The sequence below is a fragment of the Buttiauxella sp. A111 genome (assembly GCF_014189855.1).
GTDB lineage: Bacteria > Pseudomonadota > Gammaproteobacteria > Enterobacterales > Enterobacteriaceae > Buttiauxella > Buttiauxella selenatireducens.
In genome coordinates, this window is record NZ_BJFN01000002.1 from 215,357 (window position 1) to 240,158 (window position 24,802).

The window sequence follows — 24,802 nt, forward strand, 5'->3', positions numbered from 1 at the left end:
TCACCACAAACCGTTGTTACCCCACCGAAAGTCGACGATGGGTTGCAAATACGCATCTGTGCAGATGCGCTCCGAAAGCAGCGGATCATAGCATAAAGGGCGTCGGGGTAGAGTCGGCGATGTTGTAAAAGATATGTAATATCCCCGTCATCCTTCAAGTCGCAGGGGTGTTTATAAACTGGAAAATATGAGGGAACAACGAGCGCCTTAGCGCCCGCCGCGAATCAAACCACCCATGCCACGACGCTCCATGAAGGATGCAACTTGATGGCGTACTTCTGTCGCAAGCTGAGCCTCAAGGCTGCGCTGTGCCAGTAATTGCACCTCTTCCAGACTAATGTGTCGCAGCAAATATTTAACACGCGCCACTGAACGACCATTCATCGACAAATGGCGATAGCCCATGCCAACCAGCAGAGCAACACACATCGGGTCGCCTGCCATTTCACCGCAAAGGCACAAATCGATGCCGTTACGTTCAGCTTCTTTAGCAATATGATTCAATGCACGCAGCATCGCCGGGTGCAGGCTGTCATAGAGGCTAGCTACGCGAGTGTTGTTACGATCGACAGCCAGTAAATACTGCGTTAGGTCGTTAGTGCCGACAGAGATGAAATCAACGCGGCTGGCAAGATGCCCAAGCATGAACACCATCGACGGGACTTCAACCATGATGCCAATACGTAGTTTGGGTAACTCGTAGCCCAGCACTTCTTCTACTTCGCGCCCGGCGCGGTCTATCAGTCTACGAGCTTCGTCAATCTCGTCGATGCTGGTTATCATCGGCAGCAGAATGCTCAGGTTGCCAGTGGCAGCATTGGCACGCAGCATGGCACGCACCTGCACCAGGAAAATCTCAGGTTGGTCAAGCGTGATACGGATCCCTCGCCAGCCAAGACACGGGTTTTCCTCGCTGATTGGCATGTAGGGCAGTTGTTTATCCGCGCCAACATCCAGTGTTCGCAGCGTAACGGGTTTGTCGTTAAACATCTGCAACATGCCCTGATACTGGGCGACCTGCTCTTCTTCCGACGGGAAACCACTTTGCAGCATGAATGGGATTTCGGTGCGATATAAACCAATGCCATCAATGCGGCTGCCAAGCAGTTGTTCATGCTCGGGACTCAGACCAGCATTCAGCATCACCTGCACACGCTCACCGCTTTTTAGCGCAGCGGGGCTATCAACGTCGTCCTCAACCAATCGGCTAAGTTCGTTCTCTTCGGTAATGAGCCGCTGGTATTCCTGCAACAGTACCGTTTCCGGGTCAACCAGCAATTCGCCGCGGTAACCATCCACAACTAAAGTTCGGCGATGCAGCACCGAAGGCTGGATATCCGCCCCCATGACCGTTGGGATGCCCAACGCACGCACCATGATCGCCGCGTGCGAGTTCGCCGCACCATCGCGCACGACTACGCCAACCAGGCGGTTTTGCGGTAACTCAGCAAGGGTCGTCGCGGATAACTCATCAGCCACCAACACAAAGCGTTCAGGCCAGGTGTTTGGGCTCTGGATGGTGTCATCGAGATGGAATAACAGACGTTGACCGAGGGTACGAAGATCGCCTGCGCGTTCTTTTAAGTAGCCGTCAGTCAGGCTTGCGAATTGCTCCGCAAACTTTTCGATAACTTTTTTAACCGCCCATTCTGCAACCGAGCCTTTATCAACTTCTTCGAATAATTCTCGACGAAGACGGGCATCGGTTAACAGGTGCGAATAGAGGTCAAAGATAGCCGCAGTTTCTTTCTGGGCCCCCGCCGCAAAACGTTTGCTGTAACGTCGAAATTCGTTAGACGCTTCTTCAAGTGCCGCGGTAAGACGCTCGCGCTCAAGCGTGGTATCCAGTGTCGACGCTTCAGACACTTGCTCCATTAATGGGAGCGTTGAGTCCATCCAGCCTTCAGCAATCGCAACGCCTGGCGATGCAGGCAATGCCCGGATACGCGTCTGGCGATATTGGCCAAATAAGGCGGCTAACTGTGATTGAGAGAGGATGGCTGCCATTTGTGTGGCGAGCGTAACGAGAAAGGACTCCTCGCTTTCATCATATTGCCGGTGCTCACGTTGTTGTACCACCAGCACCCCCAGCAATTGACGTCGCTGGATGATGGGTACGCCAAGGAAGGCTCGAAATCGTTCTTCTTTTACTGCGGGGACATATTTAAAGCTGGGATGTTTTTGCGCATCAGCAAGGTTTATCGGTTCTGCAAGACGGCCGACCAACCCGACAATGCCTTCATCAAATGCGAGTGTGATTGTGCGACCACGCGGCTTTTTAAGGCCGCGCGTCGCCATCAGGTAAAAGCAACGCCGGTCATGATCTGCGAGATAAACCGAGCATACCTCGGTGTCCATCGCAAGGCAGATATCTGTAACCAAAATATCCAGCGCCTCATTGAGGCGCGGAGCACTGGCAACCTTCTCGACTATTTCTCGCAAACGGGTGAGCATTTTTGCGTGACTTAACCTCTTTTACGTCGCCAAGCAGGCGCGTTATTACGTGGTGGCGTAACTTCCTGCAGCGGCATTACGACGCTTGCAAACTCTTTCATCACCCGACGATAGACATCGCGTTTAAAGGAGACAACCTGACGAACCGGATACCAATAGCTAACCCAGCGCCAGCCATCAAACTCTGGGGTACTGCTGGTTTGCATATTGATATCGTTATCGCTACTGATCAACTGCAAGAGAAACCATTTTTGTTTCTGGCCGATACAAACCGGCTTTGTGTCCCAACGCACCAAACGTTTAGGTAACTTGTAACGTAACCAGTTTCGGGTCGAGGCGAGTATTCGGACATCTTTTCGCTGTAAACCCACTTCCTCGAAAAGCTCCCGGTACATTGCCTGTTCCGGGGATTCGCCAGGATTGATGCCACCTTGCGGAAACTGCCAGGAATGTTGACCAAAACGCCTGGCCCACATCACTTGACCCTGCCGATTACAGATTACGATACCAACATTCGGGCGGTAGCCATCATCATCGATCACCGGACTACCTCAAAACAAACTTAGATTAGGGCGATTGTTTCATACAAGCGCTAGACGGTAAACCACTGTGTAACGGTTGCCAGAAAGGAATAACAATTGAATAACTCACAAAATATGACCGAGTTATAAACATTAGGCCGTTTTGAGCGGTGAGTTTATTCACTTTTTCTGTGGATATAACTGTGAAGAACTACCTAATACTCTCGGGACAACTTAGGATAACTTCAAAATCGCCTCGCGACTCATAAAAAAAATACACAATAATTTCAAAGCAATAGTGAGTTAAAAATTAGTTCACAGCTCAGTAGTGTGATGATCATCACATACTAGGATCTTTCACTGATGAAAGATCGACCAATGACGTTTTTATCCACAGATTGTGCCAACAAGTTAGTCACAAACTGGTGAAAAAATGGGTTTTACCCCCCCGTCAAGGCTGTAAATCGAACCAGTAGTGAGCTTTTTTACCAGTTATCCCATTTTTCTGTGGATAACCCGGTGTAAGATCCTGTTCATTGCCAGTGACCAGAATGGGAAAAGGTTTTTGCACAATTCAAAATTGATCATTTTTAGCGATAAAAATGATTCAAAATCAGTGCATTGCCATTCTTATCCCCGACACGCTAAACTATTTCCATGTTGTGGGTAAACCACGTTCATTTTTTAACCACTTAGCAGTCAGGCACAATGGAAGCACTTCGTCCTTTACTTACCCCTCCAGAAAATGAACAGATTTTACTGGCTCAAGCCCAGAAACTGGCAGGCTATACGCTGGGCGAATTGGCGGCGCTTGCCAGTTTACCCATCCCCAAAGATCTCAAACGCGACAAAGGTTGGATTGGTGTTTTACTCGAATTGTGGTTAGGAGCCAGTGCCGGAAGCAAACCCGAGCAAGATTTCGCAGCACTTGGTATCGAGTTAAAAACAATCCCTGTTGATAGAATGGGACGTCCACTGGAAACCACCTTTGTTTGTGTCGCCCCGCTCACTGGTAATACTGGTGTGGTTTGGGAAACCAGCCATGTGCGCCACAAGTTAAAACGCGTGCTGTGGATCCCTGTTGAAGGAGAGCGGCAAATTCCGTTGGCTGAAAGGCATATTGGCTCACCATTACTGTGGGCACCTTCTGCAGAAGAGGAACGGCAGTTGCGTTTGGACTGGGAAGAATTGATGGATTTAATTGTGCTTGGGCAGGTCGAACGTATCACTGCTCGTCATGGGGAAGTGTTGCAGTTGCGTCCAAAAGCCGCCAACAGCAAAGCGTTAACCGATGCGATTGGTGCCGATGGCGCGCCAATTCTGACGTTGCCGCGCGGTTTCTATCTGAAAAAGAATTTTACGGCTGCTCTGCTGGCTAATCATTTCTCGTTGTAGATTCATTTAACTTGCACCCAGATCAGGGCTGGCGTTTATAATTGGCGTTTTATAAATTTCAGGCAGGATTTTTTAATGTTGTTTGCATGGATTACCGATCCTAATGCGTGGATGGCGCTGGGCACCCTGACGATTCTGGAAATCGTTCTGGGTATCGACAATATCATTTTTCTCTCGTTAGTCGTGGCGAAACTGCCAAAAGCTCAACAGGCCAAAGCGCGCCGTCTGGGTCTGGGTGCCGCGATGATCATGCGTCTGGTGCTGCTGGCGTCTATCGCCTGGATGACGCATTTGATTCACCCACTGTTTAGCATAATGGGCCATGATTTCTCTGCGCGAGACCTCATTTTGTCATTGGGCGGTCTGTTCTTAATCTGGAAGGCCAGCAAAGAGATCCACGAATCCATCGAAGGGGAAGAAGAGAGCATAAAAACCAACGTTCACTCTTTCTTTGGCGCGATAGTGCAAATCATGCTGCTGGATATTATTTTCAGCCTCGATTCGGTGATTACCGCTGTCGGCCTGTCCGACCATCTTTTCATCATGATGGCAGCCGTGGTTATTGCCGTGCTGGTGATGATGTTCGCGGCAAAATCGATTGGTGATTTTGTTGAGCGTCACCCGTCGGTGAAAATGTTGGCGTTGTCATTCCTGTTACTGGTCGGCTTTACCTTGATTCTTGAAGGCTTCGATATTCACGTGCCGAAAGGTTACATCTACTTTGCGATGTTCTTCTCAATCGCCGTAGAAACACTGAACCTGATCCGTAACAAAAAGAACCCGCTGTAACCCACGCAGGGGAAGCATTCACGCTTCCCCTCTGTTTCTTTTAAGAATTTGCTGCTTATCATCATCATCAAATCTAGTTATTACTAGACTGTATATGTCACTCCATACCACTCGAGGCGAATAACGATGAAAAAATGGGCTGTTCTTATTTCCGCTGTCGGTCTGGCATTTGCGGTTTCCGGTTGTAGTAGCGATTACGTGATGGCAACCAAAGATGGTCGTATGATCCTGACTGACGGTAAACCCAAAGTCGATGACGACACCGGCTTAGTCAGCTACCGTGATCAGCAAGGCAACGAGATGCAGATCAATCGCGACGATGTTTCACAAATCATTGAGCGTTAAAATATAAAGGTCAGCGCCTGGCTGGCCTGTAATACTTTTCTTCACTTCCCCTCTTCCGCTTTTGTCTCCCCTCTGCCATGTTTATAGTCCATTTTTTGTTGGGCGCATGCCTGACCGTCAGACTGAATAATAAGGAAAGCGGCTATGCACTATCACCGTATCCCCCACAGCTCTCTTGAAATAAGTACGCTAGGGCTGGGAACCATGACGTTTGGTGAGCAAAACAGCGAAGCCGACGCACATGCACAGCTTGATTACGCAGTCCATCAGGGGGTTAACCTCATTGATGTCGCTGAAATGTATCCGGTCCCGCCACGCCCGGAGACACAAGGACTCACCGAAACTTATGTCGGCAACTGGCTAAAACAGCGCGCTAATCGCGAGAAGCTGATTATTGCCACCAAAGTCAGCGGTCCGAGCCGCAATAACGACGCAGGCATTCGACCGAATCAGATACTGGATCGCAGAAATATTCGTGATGCGCTGGATGCCAGTTTGAAGCGTCTGCAAACCGACTATATCGATCTCTATCAAGTACACTGGCCGCAACGCGCCACTAACTGTTTTGGCAAACTGGGTTATACGTGGACCGATAATGCAGTGCCGGTCACGCTGCTTGAAACACTTGAAGCACTCACAGAGTTTCAGCGCGCCGGGAAAATCCGTTACATCGGTGTTTCCAACGAGACTCCGTGGGGTGTGATGCGTTATCTGCAATTGGCAGAGAAGCATGATTTACCGCGTATCGTTACCATCCAGAACCCGTACAGTCTGGTAAACCGTAGCTTTGAAGTGGGTCTGGCAGAGATTACTCAGCGCGAAGGCGTGGAGCTATTGGCCTATTCTTGTCTGGGGTTCGGTACTCTGACGGGTAAATACCTCAACGGAGCCAAACCTGCTGGTGCGCGCAATACCCTATTCAGCCGTTTCACCCGTTACAGCGGTGAGCAAACGCAGCTAGCGGTTGCCGCTTATGTCGATGTTGCGAAGCGACACAATCTCGACCCGGCTCAAATGGCACTGGCGTTTGTCCGCCGCCAACCGTTTGTCGCCAGCACGCTGTTAGGTGCCACCACGCTTGAGCAATTGAAAACCAACCTTGAGAGCCTGCATCTGGACTTGAGTGAAGAGGTGATTGAGGAGTTGGAAGCGGTGAATCGGGTTTATACCTATCCAGCGCCATGATGTGGTAATCCACAACGCTGGGATCTGCCATTCCCCTGTTTTTCCGTTCACCCGTGCGTTTGGCTATCTCTGTAACCGTTGCTAACGGTGAACGTGCCAGGAGGATTACGCCATCCTCCTGGCGACCTCGGCGCCCGGTTTTAAATTGCCGGGAGTCCGGGTTCTTAGGGTGGCGACGGTGGCCACCCTAAGTCGTTCACCGGTTCGGTAACTGCATATAACGGAAGACTTCGGGTGAACGGAACCTTTTCGACACTGACAAAGTGCCCCTCTCCACCTAACCTCAAAAAGATGACTAAGAGACAGCCAGATGGCGATGCCCCCCTATTTCTGTCGAATCTGCCAAACCCACAACCCGCCGATAGCCAGCGCAAACACTGCCCCAAAGCCAATGCCAATACCGACAATCGGCGCACCGGTTTTTACCGCCAGTGAGTAAAGCCCCAACATCAGCAACATCGCGGTATTTTCACCGAGATTCTGCACTGCAATGGCATTCCCCGCGCCAACCGAATGTTTGCCTCGCTCCTGAAGAAGTGCGTTAAGCGGAACAACGAAGAACCCGCCCAAAATACCAATCAGCACGAGCAGCATGTAAGACGGCAGCAACGCGTTTTGCATGGCAAAGAACAAAACGCCAACGCCGATCAAAATCCCCGCCGGCATACACCGCGCTACAGTTTTCAGTGTCACCAGTTTTGCCGCAGCCCCTGCACCAACCACGATGCCCACTGCAACCATGGCATTCAGATACGTTGGCGTCGCGTTATCGGTAATTCCCAGCGCCACCGGCACCCATAAAACCAGTAAGAAACGCAACGTCACGCCCGCGCCCCAGAACAAGCTAGTGCCAACTAACGAGAAACGAGTTTCACCATTTTGCCAAAGTGTACGGCAGGCATTGAAGAAACTGCGGGTCATCGGGGTAAAACGCCAGGACTGCCCAGGACGGGCTGGCGCAAGTTTCGGAATAAAAATATTCGCCACGACCGCCCCGGCATACACCAGTACACATACGCCAAGTGCCGCAACAATATGCCAATCAGCCAGCACACCGCCCGCCATAGAACCCAGCAGAATGGCAGCAATGGTCGATGACTCCATCAGGCCATTTGCCTTAACCAGACGATCGCCAGTCGTTAACTCACCAAGGATTCCGTATTTAGCCGGTGAATACGTCGCAGCACCTATACCCACCAGCGTGTAACCGATAAAGGGATTGAGCCCAAAACAGATAACCGCCGCGCCGATTAGCTTAAGGCTGTTGGCAAACATCATCACTCGCCCTTTGGCAAAGCTATCAGCCACCTGTCCGACAAACGGGGCAAACAAAATGTAAGCGCCGACAAATACCATCTGCAAAACGGGCTGGCTCCAGTCGGGATAGAACTGCTGCTTCAATACCGCCAGAGTTGCAAACAGCAAAGCGTTATCACCAAACGCCGATAAAAATTGCGCGCAAGTGACTGCCATCATGCCCCTGGACCAAATGGAGGTATCGTTCACGGCGCTATCACGCATGCTTTGTCTCCGGTTGGTCTACCATTGCTTTCAGGCTGACAAAATCAGGTTTACCACTACCCAACACAGGTAACTGTTTCAGGAAGCGGATATCTCGTGGTACAGCCAACTCAGGCACACCATGGGCGCGAGCGTATTGCAGCAGTTTTTCTCGATTGAGTTCGTTATCCGTGGTGTACATCACCAATGCTTCACCTTTCGCCGCATCCGTTTTGATAACGGTTGCATGCATTTTCTCTGGTGAAACACCCAGCGCCAGTTGCTCGACCATTTCCAGCGAAACCATTTCACCCGCAATTTTGGCGAAGCGTTTAGCGCGCCCCTGAATCACACAAAAACCCTGCTCATCGAATCTGACAATATCACCCGTGTCATACCAACCCGCTTCCACTTCGCCCTGCGCATTTTCAGCACTCGGCGCTTCCAGCACGCCTGGGTTTTCGACTCGCAGGTAACCCTTCATGATGTTCGGCCCTTTCAGTTGCAACCGCCCACCGTTTTCAATACCGGGTACCGCCATCAGACGGGCATCCATCGCTGGCAAAATACGCCCCACCGTGCCTACTTTTGCCGCCATAGGGACATTAATTGAAACGACTGGCGCGCATTCCGTAACGCCATAACCTTCAAGAATACGCAGGCCAAATTTATCCTGCCAAAGCTGCTTAGTGCTTTCCTGAAGTTTTTCTGCTCCCGCAACCACGTAACGCAGACGGAAGAAGTCATAAGGATTGGCGAAGCGTGCATAGTTGCCAAGGAAGGTCGAGGTGCCAAACAATACGGTGCAGTTACGGTCATAAACCAGTTCCGGCACAATGCGGTAATGCAGAGGGCTTGGATAGAGGAATACTTCGGCCCCTGTAAGTAGCGGGGTAAATAGGCCGACTGTCAGACCAAACGAGTGGAACAGCGGCAGTGCCGACATAAAGCGATCGTTGGCGGTGAAATCCGCGATAGTACGAATTTGCTCAACGTTCGCCAGTAAGCTTTTGTGGCTGTGCACCACACCTTTGGGATTTCCTTCCGAGCCGGATGTAAATAACACCATCGCTGCATCTTCGGGTTGCTGTTTAACCTGTGCCAGGCGCGGCATAAATAAATGACTGAAAATCCAAATTTTATCGGCGAGCGTAACATCGGCTTTTAAATCTTCCAGAAACACCCAGCGCACCTGCGAAAGTTGCTCTGGCAAATGCCATAACTTGCCTTTGTCGAGAAACTGACGGGAGGTGAAAATGGTTTTGAGTTGCGCGGCCGTAATCGCGCTGGTCAGCCCTTTCACACCTGAGGTGTAGTTCATCATCGCCGGAATGCGTCCGCGCGAAGACGCACCAAAAATCACCGCCGCGCTGATTGCCGCATTCGGCAACATCAGGCCAATCGTTTCACCAGGAGCGGTGTATTTATTCAAAATACGCCCGACAAACAGCGTTTTGGTCAGCAAGCTGCGGTATGTGTCGGGTTTGAAATTAATATCTTCGATGCAGTTTTTGCGCTCACCATAACGATATTGCGCGGCGAGTAACGCTTCGTATAACGTCTCTCTTGGGCGCACAGCCATACGCGCTTCCATCATTATTTGATGCAGCATTTCTCCGGCCATTTTGCGGCGTTCACGCGCACGTGGCGCGTCCGGCATTGGAAGCGAGGTCGGTGGCAGGATATGCAGGCTGATACGTGGAAATAAGCGACGTTTGACTAACCCTTTCAGGCGGCTAAAGAACGTCAGTTCAGCTCCATCAATACGAATCGGGATGACCGTCGCATTCGATTTAGCAGCGACAAACCCGGCCCCTTCATAGATTTTCATCAAAGAACCGGTCACCGAGATACGTCCTTCCGGGAAAATAACCACCGGACGGCCCTGCTCAACCAGACGCACCAGATGTTTAATCGACATCGGTTTCGTTGGGTCAAGCGGCACAAAATCAATCAGTGATTTCAGCCAACGGATGTACCACTGCTGGCTAATGGAAGAATAGACGGCGAAAACCGGGCGCACCGGTAAAAATAGCGCTAATAAAATCCCGTCAATAAACGAAACGTGATTGGGGACGATCAGAGTGCGCGATTGGGAAAGAACGTGTTGATCGCCATAAAGTCGTACTCTGAACAAAATACGAAATAGCGTCCGGAAAAAACCAAATAGCATAGCAACTCCCTTTGTCGTGAATAAGCCGCAGACAGTTAAGTGTAATGCCTGCAGATTACATGAGTAACATTAAAGGAGCGATAGTGTGAGTGAATGTAAAGTCTGAAAAAAAGGCAAAAAAAACCTGCGCATCTGCGCAGGTTGGTGCAAAAGAATTGTACTTAACAACGTACCTAGAATTCTCACCAATCAATACCTCTGGGATTTGAATTGTGGCGTACTCTTAGCAGGCTCACCAGTAAGAAAAAGAAAGGGAATTAGCGGAAAGTGCAACCAGGTGTTTAAAACATCTTTTCCTGTTACAGGCTGGTGAATTTTGGGCAAAAAAAAACCTGCGCATCCGCGCAGGTTGGTGTAATTCATGTGATCAGCATTAGATGCTGACATCACCTATCAATACCTCTGGGACTTCAAATGTAGCAGTGGCTTGTGAGTTTTCGCCATGGCGAAATAGCAACAGCGCGATGCAAACTGTAAGCAAAGATTTGGCCTGAAATCTTTAAAAATCCAGAGCATGCCTTTTAATGCCGCTGCGCTTGAATTTCAGGGTCGCAAAAGTGTAACGATTACACTAAAAATGGCTGCATTTTGCTTTAGTTTGCGACGCGAACTACAGTTGCGCCCTTGAAGTAGCGCGCCTTTTCCGTAACACTTAAAATTGTGTAAACGCTTACCCACTCAGGAACACTTTCGATGGCGACAATAAAGGATGTAGCAAAACTGGCAGGCGTTTCTGTCGCCACGGTATCTCGTGTCATTAATGATTCACCGAAAGCCAGCGATGCGTCGCGTCAGGCAGTGACCAGCGCGATGGAAGAACTTAACTACCATCCCAACGCTAATGCGAGAGCACTTGCCCAGCAAACCACTGAAACAATTGGCCTGATTGTGGGAGATGTGTCCGACCCTTTCTTTGGCGCGATGGTCAAAGCCGTCGAGCAAGTGGCCTATCGTACTGGCAACTTTTTACTGATCGGCAACGGTTATCACAACGAACAAAAAGAACGTCAGGCCATAGAGCAGCTGATTCGCCATCGTTGTGCAGCCCTGGTGGTGCATGCAAAAAAAATCCCTGATAGCGAATTGATTTCATTAATGAAACAGATGCCAGGCATGGTTGTTATCAACCGCATTCTTCCCGGCTTCGAACAGCGATGTGTGGCTCTGGATGACCGCTACGGCGCATGGCTTGCGACGCGTCATTTGATTCAGCAAGGCCATACCAAAATTGGCTACCTTTGCTCTAACCACCAGATTTCGGATGCAGAAGACCGTTTGCAAGGTTATTACGACGCGCTAACTGAACACGGTTTACCGGTCAACGATCGGCTAGTGACTTATGGCGAGCCCGACGAAAGCGGTGGTGAGCAAGCAATGACGGAGTTACTCGGGCGCGGCAGGCATTTCAGCGCGGTGGCGTGTTACAACGACTCCATGGCCGCCGGGGCAATGGGTGTGCTCAACGATAACGGCATTGATGTTCCGAAAGAGATTTCATTGATTGGCTTCGATGATGTATTGATTTCACGTTATGTCCGCCCACGTCTGACCACTGTTCGTTATCCAATAATCACCATGGCCGCGCAAGCCGCAGAATTAGCGCTGGCACTGGCTGAAAAACGCGAATTGCCGGAAATAACCAATATGTTTAGCCCAACACTTGTGCGCCGACATTCGGTGATTTCACATTCTGATGAGTGATGTTTAAAGACTAAAACGATAAATGTGAACGGGCTTATTCGGGTAATCCAACCCGTCTCCGATGTACTGCCAGCCGAAACGCTCGTAGTACTCTTTACAGGCAGAGTAGAGATAAAGTTGTGGGTAGCCGAGTGTGCGGGCGTAATGGATAACGTATTCCTGAAGTTTTTCTCCGAGCCCGCGCCCACGCTGGTTTTCATCGATGTATAACGCAGCAAGCCACGGATAAAGATCCTGCCGGCTGATCAAATCACAGCGCCACAATCCTACCGTCCCGACCAATTTCTCACCCTCTACAGCAACAAATGTCAGCGGCATTTCCCCTTCTCGCTGGCTTGTTGCGACAATCGAGGCGAAAAAGTCACGGCTGTCTTCAGTGCCGAACGCCTGCCACTGCCAGTCAATAACTTGCTGTGCATGCTGAGGTACGGCGTAAAGCGGCAGGATTTTCACATTAACTTTCCCTGGAAAATAGGGACCGACTCGAAAAGATAACCGTCAAAATCTGGCGCATCAGAATCGGACTGCTCCAGCAGGCTGTTTTTGACATTTTCCAGGTGTTGCCACATCGCCTGCCACGACCCCATCACATCACGACGGCGCAGAGCTGCCAATATCGTTTGCAGGTCGCCAAGCCATTTCAGGCGATAACTGCGGGTATCAATATTTGAGCGTAATTTCTGCCACATCGGGCTGCTATCAAGATGACGCCAGATACTCTCCACCGTCGCCAGCAACATCTGGTTTTGCGAAGCGCCTGCCAAAACCAAATGAAACATCTTGCAGTTATCCTGGCTAAGATCGTTTATCGCAATGGCTCGCTGTTCCTGCTCAAGGATACGTTTAAGGTTATCGATGTCGGCTTTGGTCGCCATTTTTGCGGCAAATGCCGCAATGTTACTTTCCAGGAGTTGGCGTGCTTGTAGCATTTCAAACGGGCCAATATCGCTACTGAAAAAAGCCTCTTCTTCCGCTTCGTTTTCTGCCGGAACACGAGTGACATACACTCCCGAGCCCTGGCGAATATCCACCGTGCCTTGTAACTCAAGCATCAGCAAAGCTTCACGAACAATGGTGCGACTGACACCGTAAGTCTCAGCAATATTACGTTCAGGCGGCAAACGCGAGCCAACCGGATACAAACCCTGCATAATTTGTGCGCGCAGATCCTCACCAATTTCCTGGTATTGTTTTTTTTCTGGCGAAAGCACTACCTTGTCCACAATATCACCCGCATTGTTGATTCTCAGCGGCATAGTGTTCTGCCGCTGATTAATATCCGCTAGCTTATCAAACTATCCATCTGAAAAGATTATTTCCATTCATCATCAATATCGAGCTGTAAGACGCGAGACTCACTCAGCGCACGATACCAATGGGCCGATTTTTTCGCACGACGCTCGCGGTTATTTTGCAGATTGATTTCAATTAAACCATAGCGGTTTTTGAACGCATTCATGGGTGAAACGTTGTCTGTAAACGCCCACAGCATGTAACCCTGGCAGTTTGCACCGTCTTCGCGCGCACGCAGCGTTTGGTACAGATGTTCGCTGATAAACGCAATGCGATAGTTGTCTTCAATGACGCCGTCGGAATTGCGGAATTGCGCTTCATTTTCTGTCCCCATACCGCTTTCCGCGACAAACCATGGGATATTGCGATAGTCGGTTTTAATCCGCATCGCCATGTCGTAAATAATGCGCGGATAAATTTCCCAGCCCCGTGACGTATTCATGCGCCGCCCCGGTAATTCAAACGGTTCGTAGTAATAAGCGGGATGGAAAGGCGTTTCTGGATTCCACGCACGCGATGGTGCTTTAACACGGTGCGGGTAATAGAGATTGATACCCAATTCATCGACCGTGTTTTCACGAATGATCGCCAGCTCTTCTTCCGTGTAATCCCACTGCACATGGTGTTTTTCCAGCAGTTCAATCAGTTGTTGCGGGTATTCACCGTGTACCAAAGGGTCTAAAAAAACGCGGTTGTAGAACAGATCGTAAATCTGCGCGGCCTGCTGATCGTGTGCCGCACTGGATCGCGCATAGGTGACTTCCGGGTTGAGAATGCAGCCGACAGTCCCGCGATAACCTTTCTCGCGGAACAGTTTCACGACTTTCGCCGTGGCGAGGTTTTTATGGTGATTCCACTGCATCCATTTATGGGTGTTTTGCTCATACGGCCAGCGCAGCGCATCAAGGTAAACGCGCGTTTGCACCACAATCGGCTCGTTGAAGGTAAACCAGCGATTCACCTTGTGGGCGTAACGGGCAAAGACTTTTTCCGCATACAGCACATATAACTCAACGACTTTTTTCGATGCCCAACCGCCGTAGTTTTCGAATAGCGTGGCAGGCAATTCGTAGTGTTCAAGGCAGATCATCGGTTCAATACCGGTACTCAGCATTTCGTCGAAAAGATTATCGTAATACTGCGCGTAATCTTCATCGATGATGCCATTTTCGTAATCGGTGAAAAAACGTGACCAGTTTATCGAGGTGCGATAGTGCGTCAGTCCTGCCTGTTTCATCAGCCACACGTCTTCGCGGTATCGATTAATGAAATCCGTCGCGACTGCCGGGCCATAACCGTTGTGCCAGACGTGCCGGTCGTTTTTGTACCAGGCATCAAGCCAGGAATCCTGCCCTTCTTTTTTGCCGCTCCAGCCTTCAGTTTGCCAGGCCGAAGCCGCAGCACCGAGAATAAAATCTTTTGGAATGGTGACTTTTACGTTGCTCATGCCTTCCTCACGCGTTATTGGCAATTTGTTGCTGTTCAGCCTGCAACTGCGCCTGTTCAGCACGGCGTGAGGCGATTTTCACAAACGGTAGGTAAATCAGAACGGAAACCAGAATGCAGCCCAATTGCGTCACTACTGCGCCCATAGAACCCGCAGTGGAGAGCCAGGCGTTAATCAATGGCGGTGTCGTCCACGGCACCATGACGACCGCTTTCCCCGCAAAACCCATGACCGTTGCGAAATATCCAATAGTCCCGGTGACCAGCGGTGTGATGATGAAAGGAATAGCCAAAATTGGATTTAGCATAATCGGCATACCAAAAATCACCGGTTCGTTAATGTTGAAGATCCCCGGCCCAAAAGAGAGTTTTGCTATCTCTTTCATTTCTTTGCGTTTAGTCGCGATCATGACTGCAATCAACAGCCCGATGGTTAAACCCGAACCACCAATACTCATGTACACATCCCAGAAAGGCATGGTGATGATGTTGGGGATCTCTTTACCCTGCTCAAACGCACTCATGTTGACGGTTATCGCCCCGAGCAACAGCGGTTCGCGGATAGGTTTAATCATCTGGTTACCGTGAATACCGATGACCCAGAAAAGCTGCGCGACAAACATCAGCAACAGGATACCCGGCAGGCTTTGCACCACTTTTTCCAGCGGTTGCTGCACCACCTGATACACCGCGTCATACAGATACATCCCGGTGGTTTGGTGAAAGATAAAGCCAAAGGTAGCAATTGCCGTGACGGTAATAATTGAAGGGATTAGCGCTGAGAATGAAGCGGAAACATTCGGTGGAACGGTGTCGGGCATCTTTATCTTCAGCCCTTCGCGTTTTTCCAGCCAGCAGTAAACTTCAACCGACAAAATAGCAATAAACATGCCGAGGAACAGACTGCGCGTGTCAGAAAACTGACGGGCCAGAATGTCTTTCACCATATGCATTTGCCCATCGACCATCATTTCAATGGTTGTTGGGGTGACGCAAATAAAACAAATGACCGCCAGTAAACCGGGGAACAGGCTTTTAATGCCGTTAATTCGCCCCAGTTCTATGCCAATCAGAAAGACGGCACCAATGTTCAGGAAGTTAAGTGTGGCGTAGTTAATCGCCGCGGTAATCGGTTTGAGTTGCGCAAGAAATGACAATGCAGAAAAGCTGGCGAGGCCGTTTTTAGGGTCCAACACCATGTTTGAAATCAGTACCGAAAATGCCCCGACAATAATCACTGGCATCAGGGTGATGAACGAGGCTTTGATCGCCATGATGTAACGGTAGCTGTTGAATTTAGTAGCAAAACTCCCCAGCGAGTCAATTAACTTTTCCTGCAATGCCATAGGGTATACCTCAGTTATGTCGTTTTTTATTATTTAGGGCGATGGATAACTAACGATTTGGTATACCAAAAATAGAACCAACTCCTTAACATTTCCGTGATAAAAGTCCCAAGTTGCTATATTGGAATTCCAATGCCAACCAATTCCGTCATTTTGGTATACCAAATAAAGATAAACGGTGTGAATCATTTAAAAGCGTGATCCGGTACGACAAATGGCATAACGAAGCCGCAAGCCCGATGTTTCGCCATCGCAGCATGGTAAACTAGCGAAATTATGCGACCACGCCGCAAGCGTCTTAATCAGGAATGAATTGATGGTCACAATGCTAGATGTCGCGCTTCGCGCAGGCGTTTCCAAAGCAACGGTATCTCGCGTGCTCAATGGAATTGGACAAGTTAAAGAGAGCACCCGCGAGCAGGTCTTTAACGCCATGGAAGAGTTAGGTTATCGGCCTAATTTTCTGGCGCGATCGCTTGCGAATCGCAGCAGCAATAGCGTGGGTCTGGTGGTGTCGACTTTTGATGGGTTTTACTTTGGCCGCTTGCTACAGCAAGCCTCACGTCAGACTGAAGCGTGGGGAAAGCAGCTGATTGTCACCGACGGGCACGATACGCCGCAAAAAGAGCTCGAAGCCGTTCAAATGTTGGTAGATCGTCACTGCGATGCCATCGTGCTGTACACCCGTTTTATGAATGAACGGACGTTGCTTTCACTCATGAACAGCATCAATGTGCCGCTGGTCGTGATTAACCGGGATATCAGCCAGGCCCGGGATCGTTGCGTTTTCTTTGAGCAACAGGATGCCGCATTTAAAGCGACCGAGTATTTAATTCAGCAAGGGCATCGTGAGATAGCCTGCATTACGGTGCCAATTTCCACGCCGACCGGCCAGGCTCGATTAATGGGGTATCGGAAAGCACTGCAAAAACATGGTATTGCCTATAACGAAGAGCGCGTCAAATACGGCGATTCCACGATGACACTCGGTCACAAGCTGTGCCAGGAATTGCTCGAAAGCCGCGTGCCATTCAGCGCGCTGTTTGCCTGTAACGACGATATGGCGCTTGGAGCATCAAAAGCGCTGCATCAGGCAGGCGTACGGATACCGCAGGATATTTCGTTGTTTGGTTTTGATGATGCGCCGAGCGCGCAGTGGTTGGAGCCCGCATTATCCAGCGTTTATTTGCCTATCGATAGCATGATCACCACAGCCATTGATCAGGCGGTAAAACTGGCAAACGGTGAATCGCTCGAAGCGATTCCACCGTTTGTTGGCAAGCTGGTGTTGCGTGAGTCAGTAGCCCCTGGGCCGTATTACAACTCTAGTGCCAGCAGTTCCTGAATAGTCTGGCGACGGCGAATCAGCCGCGCCTGGCCATGATCAAACAGAACTTCCGGGAGCAATGGGCGGCTGTTGTAGTTGGACGACATGGACGCGCCATACGCGCCGGTATCATGAAGCACCAGATAGTCGCCGACCTGCACTGGCGGTAACTTGCGTGTTTCCACTTTGCCGCCTTCTTGCTGGGTAAACACATCACCCGATTCACACAACGGCCCCGCAACGACGGTTTCGACCCATTGCTGCGCCTCCAGATCACGCCCGTCGCCCGCCAAAGCAGAAATATGGTGGTAGCTGCCATACATTGAAGGACGCATCAAATCGTTAAAACCGGCGTCAATCAGTACAAAGTGGCGCGACCCCATATTTTTAACGGAACGAACCTGAGCCACCAGCACGCCCGATTCCGCCACCAGGAAACGGCCTGGTTCAATTTCGAGTTTTACCGGATGCCCCAGGCGGTGAGCTATTTTTTCACGCGCAGCGTTCCACAGGCCGTAATAGTGATCGGTATCGATTGTCTCTTCGCCTTCGCGATAAGGAATCGACAAACCACCGCCCGCTGAAATCGCCTCTAAATCCTGCCCGAAATCAATCACCTGTTGCACCATCGCGCCACAAACACGTTCCAGATGACCGTAATCAACACCAGAACCAATGTGCATATGAATGCCGACTAAATGCAGTTTGTAGCGTTGGATAACTTCCAGCGCCTGCGGTAGATCCGCATGCCAGATCCCGTGCTTGCTATTCTCGCCGCCGGTATTGGTTTTCTGGCTATGCCCATGACCAAAGCCTGGATTAACGCGCAGCCACACACGATGCCCCGGCGATACTTCGCCCAACTGCTGCAGCATATCCACGGAACCGGCGTTGACCGGAATTTGTTGCTCAGCCACCAGCTCAAGTGTCGCCTGGTCAATCATATCGGCGGTGAAAACGATGTCATCGGGGTTTTCCAGCGGCTGATATCCCGCCGCCAACGCACGTTCAATTTCGCCCTGCGATACCGAATCAACCTTCACACCCTGCTCACGCATCAAGCGCAAAATATGAATATTCGAACATGCCTTTTGAGCAAAACGAATGACATCAAACTGGCGCAGCTGGGCAATCTGCTGGCGAATAATATCCGCGTCGTAAACCCAGACCGGGCAACCAAATTCCGCAGGCAGTGTCAGTAAATTTTGCGCGTTCAAAGCAGTGTTGGTGTTATTCAGTGGGCGTGGCATGACGAGCTCCGGTAATCATTCATTTTCTTCATTACGCCATAGAGTGTGATGAAGAAAAAATATCGATTTCTCGCAAGTCTATTCATATATGATATGGATAAAGGAGATAATCATGCCCTCAATTACCTTACGCCATATCGAAATTTTCCACGCCGTCATGACCGCCGGAAATCTCACCGAGGCCGCAGGGCTGCTGCATACCTCGCAGCCTACCGTCAGCCGTGAACTGGCAAGGTTTGAGAAGCTGATTGGTCTGCAATTGTTCGAGCGCAGCCGTGGGCGGTTACATCCCACGGTCCAGGGTTTACGGCTATTTGAAGAAGTGCAGCGATCCTGGTACGGGCTGGATAGAATTTTGAGTGCCGCTGAAAGCCTGCGTGAGTTCCGCCAGGGCGAACTGTCTATTGCCTGCCTGCCCGTGTTTTCGCAATCTTTTTTGCCCGTTTTAGTCCAACCGTTTCTGGCGCGATACCCGGAGTTAAGCCTGAATATTGTGCCGCAAGAATCCCCGTTGTTAGAGGAATGGTTGTCTGCCCAGCGTCATGATCTTGGGTTGACCGAAAATACGGTCACGCCCGCCGGAACGGAACGCCAAACCTTGCTCACACTCAACGAAGTCTGCGTACTGCCAGCCGGGCACCGCCTTGCGGATAAAAAAGTGCTTACGCCACAAGATTTTGCAGGGGAAAACTATATCAGCCTGTCGCGCACTGACACCTATCGTCAGTTGCTGGATTCGCTGTTTCAGGAGCACGACGTTAAACGACGGATGGTGATGGAAACACACAGCGCGGCGTCCGTGTGTGCGATGGTGAGGGCGGGTGTCGGTGTATCCGTGGTCAATCCTTTGACCGCACTGGATTATGCTTCGAGTGGCGTTGTCGCGCGGCGCTTTAGCGTGGCGGTGCCGTTTACCGTGAGCCTGATCAGGCCGCTGCACCGGCCTGCTTCCGCGCTAGTTAACGCTTTTAGCGAACATCTCCAAAATAGTATGCAAATCTACCTCGAGCCGCTGAGTACGCTGCTTGACGCCTGAGTTACTGCTCGGTCGCAGGTTGTTGATGCCCGGTGCCATTGCTGAAGTTAATCAGGCAAATGATCAGCCCGATGGCTGCCAGCCCAGCCGCTGCAACCGGTACGGCGGTGAGGTCGAAACCGTGGGCAATGACGGAGCCCCCCACCCACGCACCTAACGCATTGCCCACATTAAAAGCGGCAATGTTGAGCGTGGAGACCAGATTGGGCGCATCTTTGCCGTGAAGCACGACGTTGATTTGCAGCGCGGGAACGGTAGCAAACGCCGCCATCGCCCAGAGAAACAGCGTGATTTCCGCAAGCCACATGCCATGGCTGGTCCAGTGGAACAGCAACGAGAAGAGAGCAATCAGGCTAAAGCTCAGGATCAAGCTAAAGGAAACGCGCCAGTCAGCCAGACGCCCACCAAGGATATTCCCGACGGTTAAACCCGCGCCAATCAGGAACAAAGTCCAGCTCACGCCCTGATGTGTCACTCCCGTGACCTGTAGCAGCATTGGCGCAATATAACTAAACAGGGCAAACATCGCGGCGGCAAAAAACACCGTCATAGAAAGAGAAAGCCAAAGTTTGCCATTCGCCAGCGCGCTGACTTCGCGTTTCAGGTCGGTAGGCGTTTCTTCCTTTTGCGCGGGTAAACTGACAATCAGTGCCACAAATGCCACAACGCCGATAATCGCCACACCCCAGAATGTCGAACGCCACCCGAACAACTGCCCGAACCAGGTGCCAATCGGCACGCCCAACACATTCGCTAATGTCAGGCCGGTGAACATCAACGCCACAGCCGAAGCTTTGCGATTTGGCGCGACCAGACTGGCAGCCACCACCGCGCCAATACCGAAGAAGGCGCCGTGGCACAACGCCGTAATAATGCGAGCCAGCATCAGGAACGAGTAATTCAGCGCCAGCGCACACAGAATGTTACCGACAATAAAAATCACCATCAGCAGAATCAGCGAAAGTTTGCGCGGCAATCGTGCCGTCAGTAATGCCATGATCGGTGCGCCGATTGCCACCCCGAGCGCGTAGCCGCTAATCAGCCAGCCCGCTGAGGGAATAGAAATCGCCAGATCCCCCGCAACATCGGGCAGCAGGCCCATAATAACGAACTCCGTCGTGCCGATGGCAAACGCGCTCATCGCCAGCGCGAGTAAGGAAACAGGCATGGAATAACTCCAGGTTGAATACCCCAGGTATGACGGGTATAGAAATAACAAAAGGCGGGAGAGCGAAGCTCAACCGCCAGATTACGGGGATGTCAGAGGTGCAGCTTGTATGAAAAACCGTGCGCTGCTTAACAAATTTATAACACACAAAACGCAGGAGGTGACCCGGCGAGCGCTAAGGATACTCTGCTTTATCCATTAACCCTCTGAACTTTAAAATAAAAAAAGACTATTCTGCCAACATGAAATTGACTGCATCAGCTGCGTGAATAGCCGCAGTATCGAATACGGGTAGCGTGCAATCTTGCTGAGTGAGCAGCAAACCGATTTCAGTGCAGCCAAAAATCACACCCTGCGCGCCCTGCCCCTGCAATTCCTCAATCACCTGCTGATAAAAGTGCTTAGACTCGGCAGTGATTTTTCCCAGGCACAGTTCTTCGAAGATTATCTGATTAATACGCAAACGCTGTTCTTCGTTTGGGATCAACGATTCAATACCGAACTCGGCATGCAGGCGGCCCCGGTAGAAATCTTGCTCCATGGTGTAACGTGTGCCTAGCAGCGCAACACGCTGTACATTTTGCGCGGTGATGGCGCGCCCTGTTGCATCGGCGATATGCAAGAACGGCAGCGTGCAACGTGACTCAATGTGGTGTGCCACTTTGTGCATGGTGTTGGTACAAAGTACGATGCCCTCGGCTCCGGCTTTTTGCAGGCCGAGCGCCGCTTGTGCCAGCATGTCGCCGGCTAAATCCCACTCTCCCTTGGCCTGACACGCTTCGATTTCATGGAAATCCACACTGTGCAGTACGATTTTGGCCGAGTGCAACCCACCTAAGCGCTGCTTAATCCCTTCATTTATCAAACGATAATAGGGGATTGTCGATTCCCAACTCATCCCGCCCAACAGACCAATTGTTTTCATCACGTGTCACCTGTTCATATTTATTTCATTGGTTATATCAGAGAGATGACGCAATGCGAAAGCGTGATCGGCACTACAAAACGCCGGAGCCAACTATCGCAAAGGAATTTTTCAGGATACGATTATTTAAATGAAACGTCGTTTCACATGATAAGGAATCGAGAAATGTTCACTTTTATTAAAGATACTCAATTGGAAGATTTAGGTGCGGGCGTCAGCCGCCGCATTCTCGCGCACGACGGTAAAATGATGGCGGTGCAGGTTAACTTTGAAAAAGGTGCCATCGGCCCGATGCATAATCACCCGCATGAGCAGTTAACTTATGTGCTGTCTGGCGAATTTGAATTCACTATCGGTGAAGAAACCCAGCGCGTTAGCGCAGGCGACACCCTGTATAAAGAACCTCACGTGATGCATGGTTGCGTTTGCCTTGCCGCAGGCACGCTGTTGGATACCTTCACTCCAATACGTGAAGACTTCCTGAAGAAATAATTGCTGAATGAACTGCTCTGAACTGGCGCAAAAGTCGGGAGCAGTTCATCACTAATATAAATATAAGACGCTCCAGCCTGCATTTAACAAAACCCCCTCTCCGTTAATATTTACACACGAAACAAATAAGAAACCTTCATTATTGATAAAATAATAACCATATGATTTATATGATTATTTAAACAATAAAATAGTTATCCTCTTCTGCAACTCTCTCCAATCGATAAGAAATTTATTCATCACTCCTTCGTCCCTATACCCTGACTTATTTCAGGTCATTTTTTAGCCGCAAAGGGAAAAACGCCACATGCATCAAACAATCGAAACAGCGTTTCGACTTTGATCACATTTCCATGATTAATCGAATGACTCACTTACAAATAGTAATAAGATTATTTAAAACAATGTTTCACAATTCAGGAACCACGGTTCGCATGTTTATGAAATCTGTAAATCCCCCACAGATATCAAAAACAGACACCGGTGATTTAATACTTATTTATCAATCAATTATCAGGGAATGAATATGATATGTACGCCCACCGCTTTCCGACCCAGCCGTATGGATTTACGGGTGAGGCAATGAGTTTCAAGAACAATTTTGTAAAAACAATTTTTAAACCATTGATTGCCAGGTAGGTATGTATGAATGAAAACAAAATGCTGGGATTGGCATGGATATCGCCCTACATAATCGGGTTGCTTATCTTTACTGCCTTCCCGTTTGTTTCATCTTTCTTCCTCAGTTTTACTGAGTACGATTTGATGAACCCGCCGGTGTTCACCGGTATTGAAAACTATCGCTACATGTTGACCGAAGATTCACTCTTCTGGAAATCCATGGGCGTGACGTTTGCGTACGTGTTTTTAACTATCCCGTTAAAACTCGCTTTCGCACTGGGTATCGCCTTTGTTCTGAACTTTAAACTGCGCGGCATCGGCTTCTTCCGTACTGCGTATTACATCCCATCCATTTTGGGTAGCTCGGTGGCTATCGCGGTTTTATGGCGTGCGCTGTTTGCTATCGATGGACTGCTCAACAGCTTTATCGGCGTGTTTGGTTTGGACCCGGTGAACTGGTTGGGCGAGCCTTCTCTGGCGCTGATGTCCGTTACGCTGCTGCGTGTCTGGCAGTTCGGTTCTGCAATGGTCATCTTCCTTGCCGCGTTGCAAAACGTTCCGCAATCACAATATGAAGCGGCAATGATCGACGGTGCGTCTAAATGGCAGATGTTCATGAAAGTGACGGTGCCTTTGATTACACCGGTTATTTTCTTCAACTTCATTATGCAGACCACGCAGGCGTTCCAGGAGTTTACCGCGCCATACATCATTACCGGCGGCGGCCCGACTCACTACACCTACTTGTTCTCACTCTACATCTACGACACCGCGTTCAAATACTTCGATATGGGTTATGGCGCAGCGCTGGCGTGGGTTCTGTTCCTGGTCGTGGCGGTCTTTGCCTCCATCGCCTTTAAGTCATCGAAATACTGGGTGTTCTACTCCGCAGATAAGGGAGGCAAAAATGGCTGATATTTCAAATAACCAGCTCGGGTCTACAAGCCAGACAGATTTGGCCGAGCAAGAAGTCGCACGTACGTTACGTCGCGAAAAGATCAGCCGTACCATCCGCTATGTGGTGCTGATATTTGTTGGTCTGTTAATGCTCTACCCGCTGGTGTGGATGTTCTCTGCGGCATTTAAACCGAACCACGAGATCTTCACCACTCTGGGTCTGTGGCCGTCAAACCCAACCAGCGACGGTTTCGTCAACGGCTGGAAAACCGGTACTGAGTACACCTTTGGTCACTACATGTGGAACACCATGCAGTATGTGATTCCAAAAGTGCTGCTGACCATTATCTCTTCAACGATTGTCGCTTACGGCTTCGCCCGTTTCGAAATCCCGTTCAAGAAGTTTTGGTTCGCCACGCTGATTACGACCATGCTGCTACCAAGCACCGTGCTGTTAATCCCGCAATACCTGATGTTCCGTGAAATGGGCATGTTGAATAGCTATCTGCCGCTGTGGCTGCCAATGGCGTTCGCAACCCAAGGGTTCTTTGTCTTCATGTTGATCCAGTTCCTGCGTGGTGTTCCACGCGATATGGAAGAAGCCGCGCAAATTGATGGCTGCAACTCCTTCCAGGTGCTGTGGTATGTGGTCGTGCCGATTCTGAAACCGGCCATTATCTCCGTCGCCCTGTTCCAGTTCATGTGGTCAATGAACGACTTCATCGGGCCGCTGATTTATGTGTACAGCGTAGACAAATACCCAATTGCACTGGCGCTCAAAATGTCTATCGACGTGACTGAAGGCGCTCCATGGAACGAAATTCTGGCAATGGCGAGCATCTCCATTCTGCCATCGATCATCATCTTCTTCCTGGCTCAACGCTACTTCGTTCAAGGCGTGACCAGCAGCGGAATTAAAGGTTAAGTGAGGGAATATC

At 50.1% G+C, this 24,802-nt stretch carries 21 protein-coding genes and 1 pseudogene; 11 read left to right on the forward strand and 11 right to left on the reverse strand.

The genetic code is table 11. The features are described 5' to 3' along the window. Positions 1–207: 207 nt before the first annotated feature. Together ptsP and rppH are read right to left on the reverse strand one after the other, a co-directional pair. On the reverse strand, positions 208–2,454 hold the full coding sequence (gene ptsP / locus BSPA111_RS07155) for a phosphoenolpyruvate--protein phosphotransferase (protein ID WP_183270483.1): 2,247 nt from the start codon (positions 2,452–2,454) through the stop codon (positions 208–210). An 11-nt stretch (positions 2,455–2,465) separates the two neighbouring features. Beyond that, positions 2,466–2,996 carry an RNA pyrophosphohydrolase gene (gene rppH / locus BSPA111_RS07160; protein ID WP_034498067.1) on the reverse strand — a complete coding sequence of 177 codons (531 nt, stop codon included), beginning with the start codon at positions 2,994–2,996 and terminating at the stop codon, positions 2,466–2,468. Between the two features lie 454 nt (positions 2,997–3,450). Between rppH and BSPA111_RS22645 the strand changes: the two are divergent. From BSPA111_RS22645 to BSPA111_RS07185, 5 genes and pseudogenes are all read left to right on the forward strand, one after another. Beyond that, positions 3,451–3,546: pseudogene (locus BSPA111_RS22645) on the forward strand (hypothetical protein); the annotation flags it as partial. Positions 3,547–3,683: 137 nt separating this feature from the next. Continuing rightward, positions 3,684–4,370, forward strand: coding sequence for a DNA mismatch repair endonuclease MutH (gene mutH / locus BSPA111_RS07170; RefSeq protein ID WP_183270485.1), 687 nt, complete (start codon positions 3,684–3,686; stop codon positions 4,368–4,370). 75 nt (positions 4,371–4,445) lie between these two features. Next, entirely contained in the window at positions 4,446–5,159 is a 714-nt protein-coding gene (locus BSPA111_RS07175; protein WP_183270486.1) for a TerC family protein, read from the forward strand. 126 nt (positions 5,160–5,285) lie between these two features. Further along, a complete protein-coding gene (locus BSPA111_RS07180; protein ID WP_064543789.1) occupies positions 5,286–5,504 on the forward strand; it encodes a YgdI/YgdR family lipoprotein in 219 nt (72 codons plus the stop codon). A gap of 144 nt (positions 5,505–5,648) precedes the next feature. Further along, positions 5,649–6,689 carry an NADP(H)-dependent aldo-keto reductase gene (locus BSPA111_RS07185; RefSeq protein WP_183270487.1) on the forward strand — a complete coding sequence of 347 codons (1,041 nt, stop codon included), beginning with the start codon at positions 5,649–5,651 and terminating at the stop codon, positions 6,687–6,689. Between the two features lie 324 nt (positions 6,690–7,013). On the opposite strand, the gene lplT is transcribed toward BSPA111_RS07185, so the two are convergent. Together lplT and aas are read right to left on the reverse strand one after the other, a co-directional pair. Next, complete coding sequence (lplT, locus tag BSPA111_RS07190) at positions 7,014–8,210, reverse strand: lysophospholipid transporter LplT (RefSeq protein ID WP_183270488.1); 1,197 nt, start codon at positions 8,208–8,210, stop codon at positions 7,014–7,016. Further along, entirely contained in the window at positions 8,203–10,362 is a 2,160-nt protein-coding gene (aas, locus tag BSPA111_RS07195) for a bifunctional acyl-ACP--phospholipid O-acyltransferase/long-chain-fatty-acid--ACP ligase (RefSeq protein WP_183270489.1), read from the reverse strand. The genes lplT and aas overlap by 8 nt, the downstream gene beginning before the upstream one ends. 693 nt (positions 10,363–11,055) lie before the next feature. Between aas and galR the strand changes: the two genes are divergently transcribed. Continuing rightward, positions 11,056–12,063 (forward strand): HTH-type transcriptional regulator GalR, encoded by a 1,008-nt coding sequence (galR, locus tag BSPA111_RS07200; RefSeq protein ID WP_183270490.1) that lies wholly within the window; start codon positions 11,056–11,058, stop codon positions 12,061–12,063. Positions 12,064–12,066: 3 nt separating this feature from the next. On the opposite strand, the gene BSPA111_RS07205 is transcribed toward galR, so the two are convergent. From BSPA111_RS07205 to BSPA111_RS07220, 4 genes are read right to left on the reverse strand one after another with little or no spacing between them, the layout of a single operon-like run. Next, positions 12,067–12,516, reverse strand: a complete 450-nt coding sequence (locus BSPA111_RS07205) for a GNAT family N-acetyltransferase (RefSeq protein WP_183270491.1) — start codon at positions 12,514–12,516, stop codon at positions 12,067–12,069. Then, positions 12,513–13,319: an FCD domain-containing protein gene (locus BSPA111_RS07210; RefSeq protein ID WP_373925629.1), complete on the reverse strand. Its 807-nt coding sequence runs from the start codon at positions 13,317–13,319 to the stop codon at positions 12,513–12,515. Before BSPA111_RS07210 ends, BSPA111_RS07205 begins: the two co-directional genes overlap by 4 nt. 56 nt (positions 13,320–13,375) lie before the next feature. Beyond that, positions 13,376–14,803 carry a glycoside hydrolase family 1 protein gene (locus BSPA111_RS07215; protein WP_183270492.1) on the reverse strand — a complete coding sequence of 476 codons (1,428 nt, stop codon included), beginning with the start codon at positions 14,801–14,803 and terminating at the stop codon, positions 13,376–13,378. A 7-nt stretch (positions 14,804–14,810) separates the two neighbouring features. Next, a complete protein-coding gene (locus BSPA111_RS07220) occupies positions 14,811–16,148 on the reverse strand; it encodes a PTS sugar transporter subunit IIC (RefSeq protein ID WP_183270493.1) in 1,338 nt (445 codons plus the stop codon). 316 nt (positions 16,149–16,464) lie between these two features. Between BSPA111_RS07220 and BSPA111_RS07225 the strand changes: the two genes are divergently transcribed. Then, complete coding sequence (locus BSPA111_RS07225) at positions 16,465–17,493, forward strand: LacI family DNA-binding transcriptional regulator (protein WP_183270494.1); 1,029 nt, start codon at positions 16,465–16,467, stop codon at positions 17,491–17,493. Here BSPA111_RS07225 and lysA read toward each other — a convergent pair. Next, a complete protein-coding gene (gene lysA, locus BSPA111_RS07230) occupies positions 17,466–18,725 on the reverse strand; it encodes a diaminopimelate decarboxylase (RefSeq protein ID WP_183270495.1) in 1,260 nt (419 codons plus the stop codon). The genes BSPA111_RS07225 and lysA overlap by 28 nt on opposite strands. Positions 18,726–18,837: 112 nt before the next feature. Between lysA and BSPA111_RS07235 the strand changes: the two genes are divergently transcribed. Then, a complete protein-coding gene (locus tag BSPA111_RS07235; protein WP_183270496.1) occupies positions 18,838–19,761 on the forward strand; it encodes a LysR family transcriptional regulator in 924 nt (307 codons plus the stop codon). Position 19,762: 1 nt separating this feature from the next. On the opposite strand, the gene BSPA111_RS07240 is transcribed toward BSPA111_RS07235, so the two are convergent. Continuing rightward, a complete protein-coding gene (locus BSPA111_RS07240; protein ID WP_183270497.1) occupies positions 19,763–20,929 on the reverse strand; it encodes an MFS transporter in 1,167 nt (388 codons plus the stop codon). 229 nt (positions 20,930–21,158) lie between these two features. Then, positions 21,159–21,854: an aspartate/glutamate racemase gene (locus BSPA111_RS07245; RefSeq protein WP_183270498.1), complete on the reverse strand. Its 696-nt coding sequence runs from the start codon at positions 21,852–21,854 to the stop codon at positions 21,159–21,161. A gap of 165 nt (positions 21,855–22,019) precedes the next feature. On the opposite strand from BSPA111_RS07245, the gene BSPA111_RS07250 reads away from it, so the two are divergent. The 3 genes from BSPA111_RS07250 (at position 22,020) to BSPA111_RS07260 (ending at position 24,789) form a co-directional block, all read left to right on the forward strand. Further along, positions 22,020–22,346: a cupin domain-containing protein gene (locus BSPA111_RS07250; protein WP_183270499.1), complete on the forward strand. Its 327-nt coding sequence runs from the start codon at positions 22,020–22,022 to the stop codon at positions 22,344–22,346. Positions 22,347–22,991: 645 nt separating this feature from the next. Next, on the forward strand, positions 22,992–23,882 hold the full coding sequence (locus BSPA111_RS07255; protein ID WP_183270500.1) for a carbohydrate ABC transporter permease: 891 nt from the start codon (positions 22,992–22,994) through the stop codon (positions 23,880–23,882). Next, complete coding sequence (locus BSPA111_RS07260) at positions 23,875–24,789, forward strand: carbohydrate ABC transporter permease (RefSeq protein WP_183270501.1); 915 nt, start codon at positions 23,875–23,877, stop codon at positions 24,787–24,789. The genes BSPA111_RS07255 and BSPA111_RS07260 overlap by 8 nt, the downstream gene beginning before the upstream one ends. Positions 24,790–24,802: the final 13 nt, after the last annotated feature.

Coding starts and splice junctions, on each gene's coding strand:
- ptsP (WP_183270483.1), bottom strand. CDS start 2,454: ATGCTCACCCGTTTGCGAGAAATAGTCGAGAAGGTTGCCAGTGCTCCG.
- mutH (WP_183270485.1), top strand. CDS start 3,684: ATGGAAGCACTTCGTCCTTTACTTACCCCTCCAGAAAATGAACAGATT.
- BSPA111_RS07175 (WP_183270486.1), top strand. CDS start 4,446: ATGTTGTTTGCATGGATTACCGATCCTAATGCGTGGATGGCGCTGGGC.
- BSPA111_RS07180 (WP_064543789.1), top strand. CDS start 5,286: ATGAAAAAATGGGCTGTTCTTATTTCCGCTGTCGGTCTGGCATTTGCG.
- BSPA111_RS07185 (WP_183270487.1), top strand. CDS start 5,649: ATGCACTATCACCGTATCCCCCACAGCTCTCTTGAAATAAGTACGCTA.
- lplT (WP_183270488.1), bottom strand. CDS start 8,210: ATGCGTGATAGCGCCGTGAACGATACCTCCATTTGGTCCAGGGGCATG.
- aas (WP_183270489.1), bottom strand. CDS start 10,362: ATGCTATTTGGTTTTTTCCGGACGCTATTTCGTATTTTGTTCAGAGTA.
- galR (WP_183270490.1), top strand. CDS start 11,056: ATGGCGACAATAAAGGATGTAGCAAAACTGGCAGGCGTTTCTGTCGCC.
- BSPA111_RS07210 (WP_373925629.1), bottom strand. CDS start 13,319: ATGCCGCTGAGAATCAACAATGCGGGTGATATTGTGGACAAGGTAGTG.
- BSPA111_RS07215 (WP_183270492.1), bottom strand. CDS start 14,803: ATGAGCAACGTAAAAGTCACCATTCCAAAAGATTTTATTCTCGGTGCT.
- BSPA111_RS07220 (WP_183270493.1), bottom strand. CDS start 16,148: ATGGCATTGCAGGAAAAGTTAATTGACTCGCTGGGGAGTTTTGCTACT.
- BSPA111_RS07225 (WP_183270494.1), top strand. CDS start 16,465: ATGGTCACAATGCTAGATGTCGCGCTTCGCGCAGGCGTTTCCAAAGCA.
- lysA (WP_183270495.1), bottom strand. CDS start 18,725: ATGCCACGCCCACTGAATAACACCAACACTGCTTTGAACGCGCAAAAT.
- BSPA111_RS07235 (WP_183270496.1), top strand. CDS start 18,838: ATGCCCTCAATTACCTTACGCCATATCGAAATTTTCCACGCCGTCATG.
- BSPA111_RS07240 (WP_183270497.1), bottom strand. CDS start 20,929: ATGCCTGTTTCCTTACTCGCGCTGGCGATGAGCGCGTTTGCCATCGGC.
- BSPA111_RS07245 (WP_183270498.1), bottom strand. CDS start 21,854: ATGAAAACAATTGGTCTGTTGGGCGGGATGAGTTGGGAATCGACAATC.
- BSPA111_RS07250 (WP_183270499.1), top strand. CDS start 22,020: ATGTTCACTTTTATTAAAGATACTCAATTGGAAGATTTAGGTGCGGGC.
- BSPA111_RS07255 (WP_183270500.1), top strand. CDS start 22,992: ATGAATGAAAACAAAATGCTGGGATTGGCATGGATATCGCCCTACATA.
- BSPA111_RS07260 (WP_183270501.1), top strand. CDS start 23,875: ATGGCTGATATTTCAAATAACCAGCTCGGGTCTACAAGCCAGACAGAT.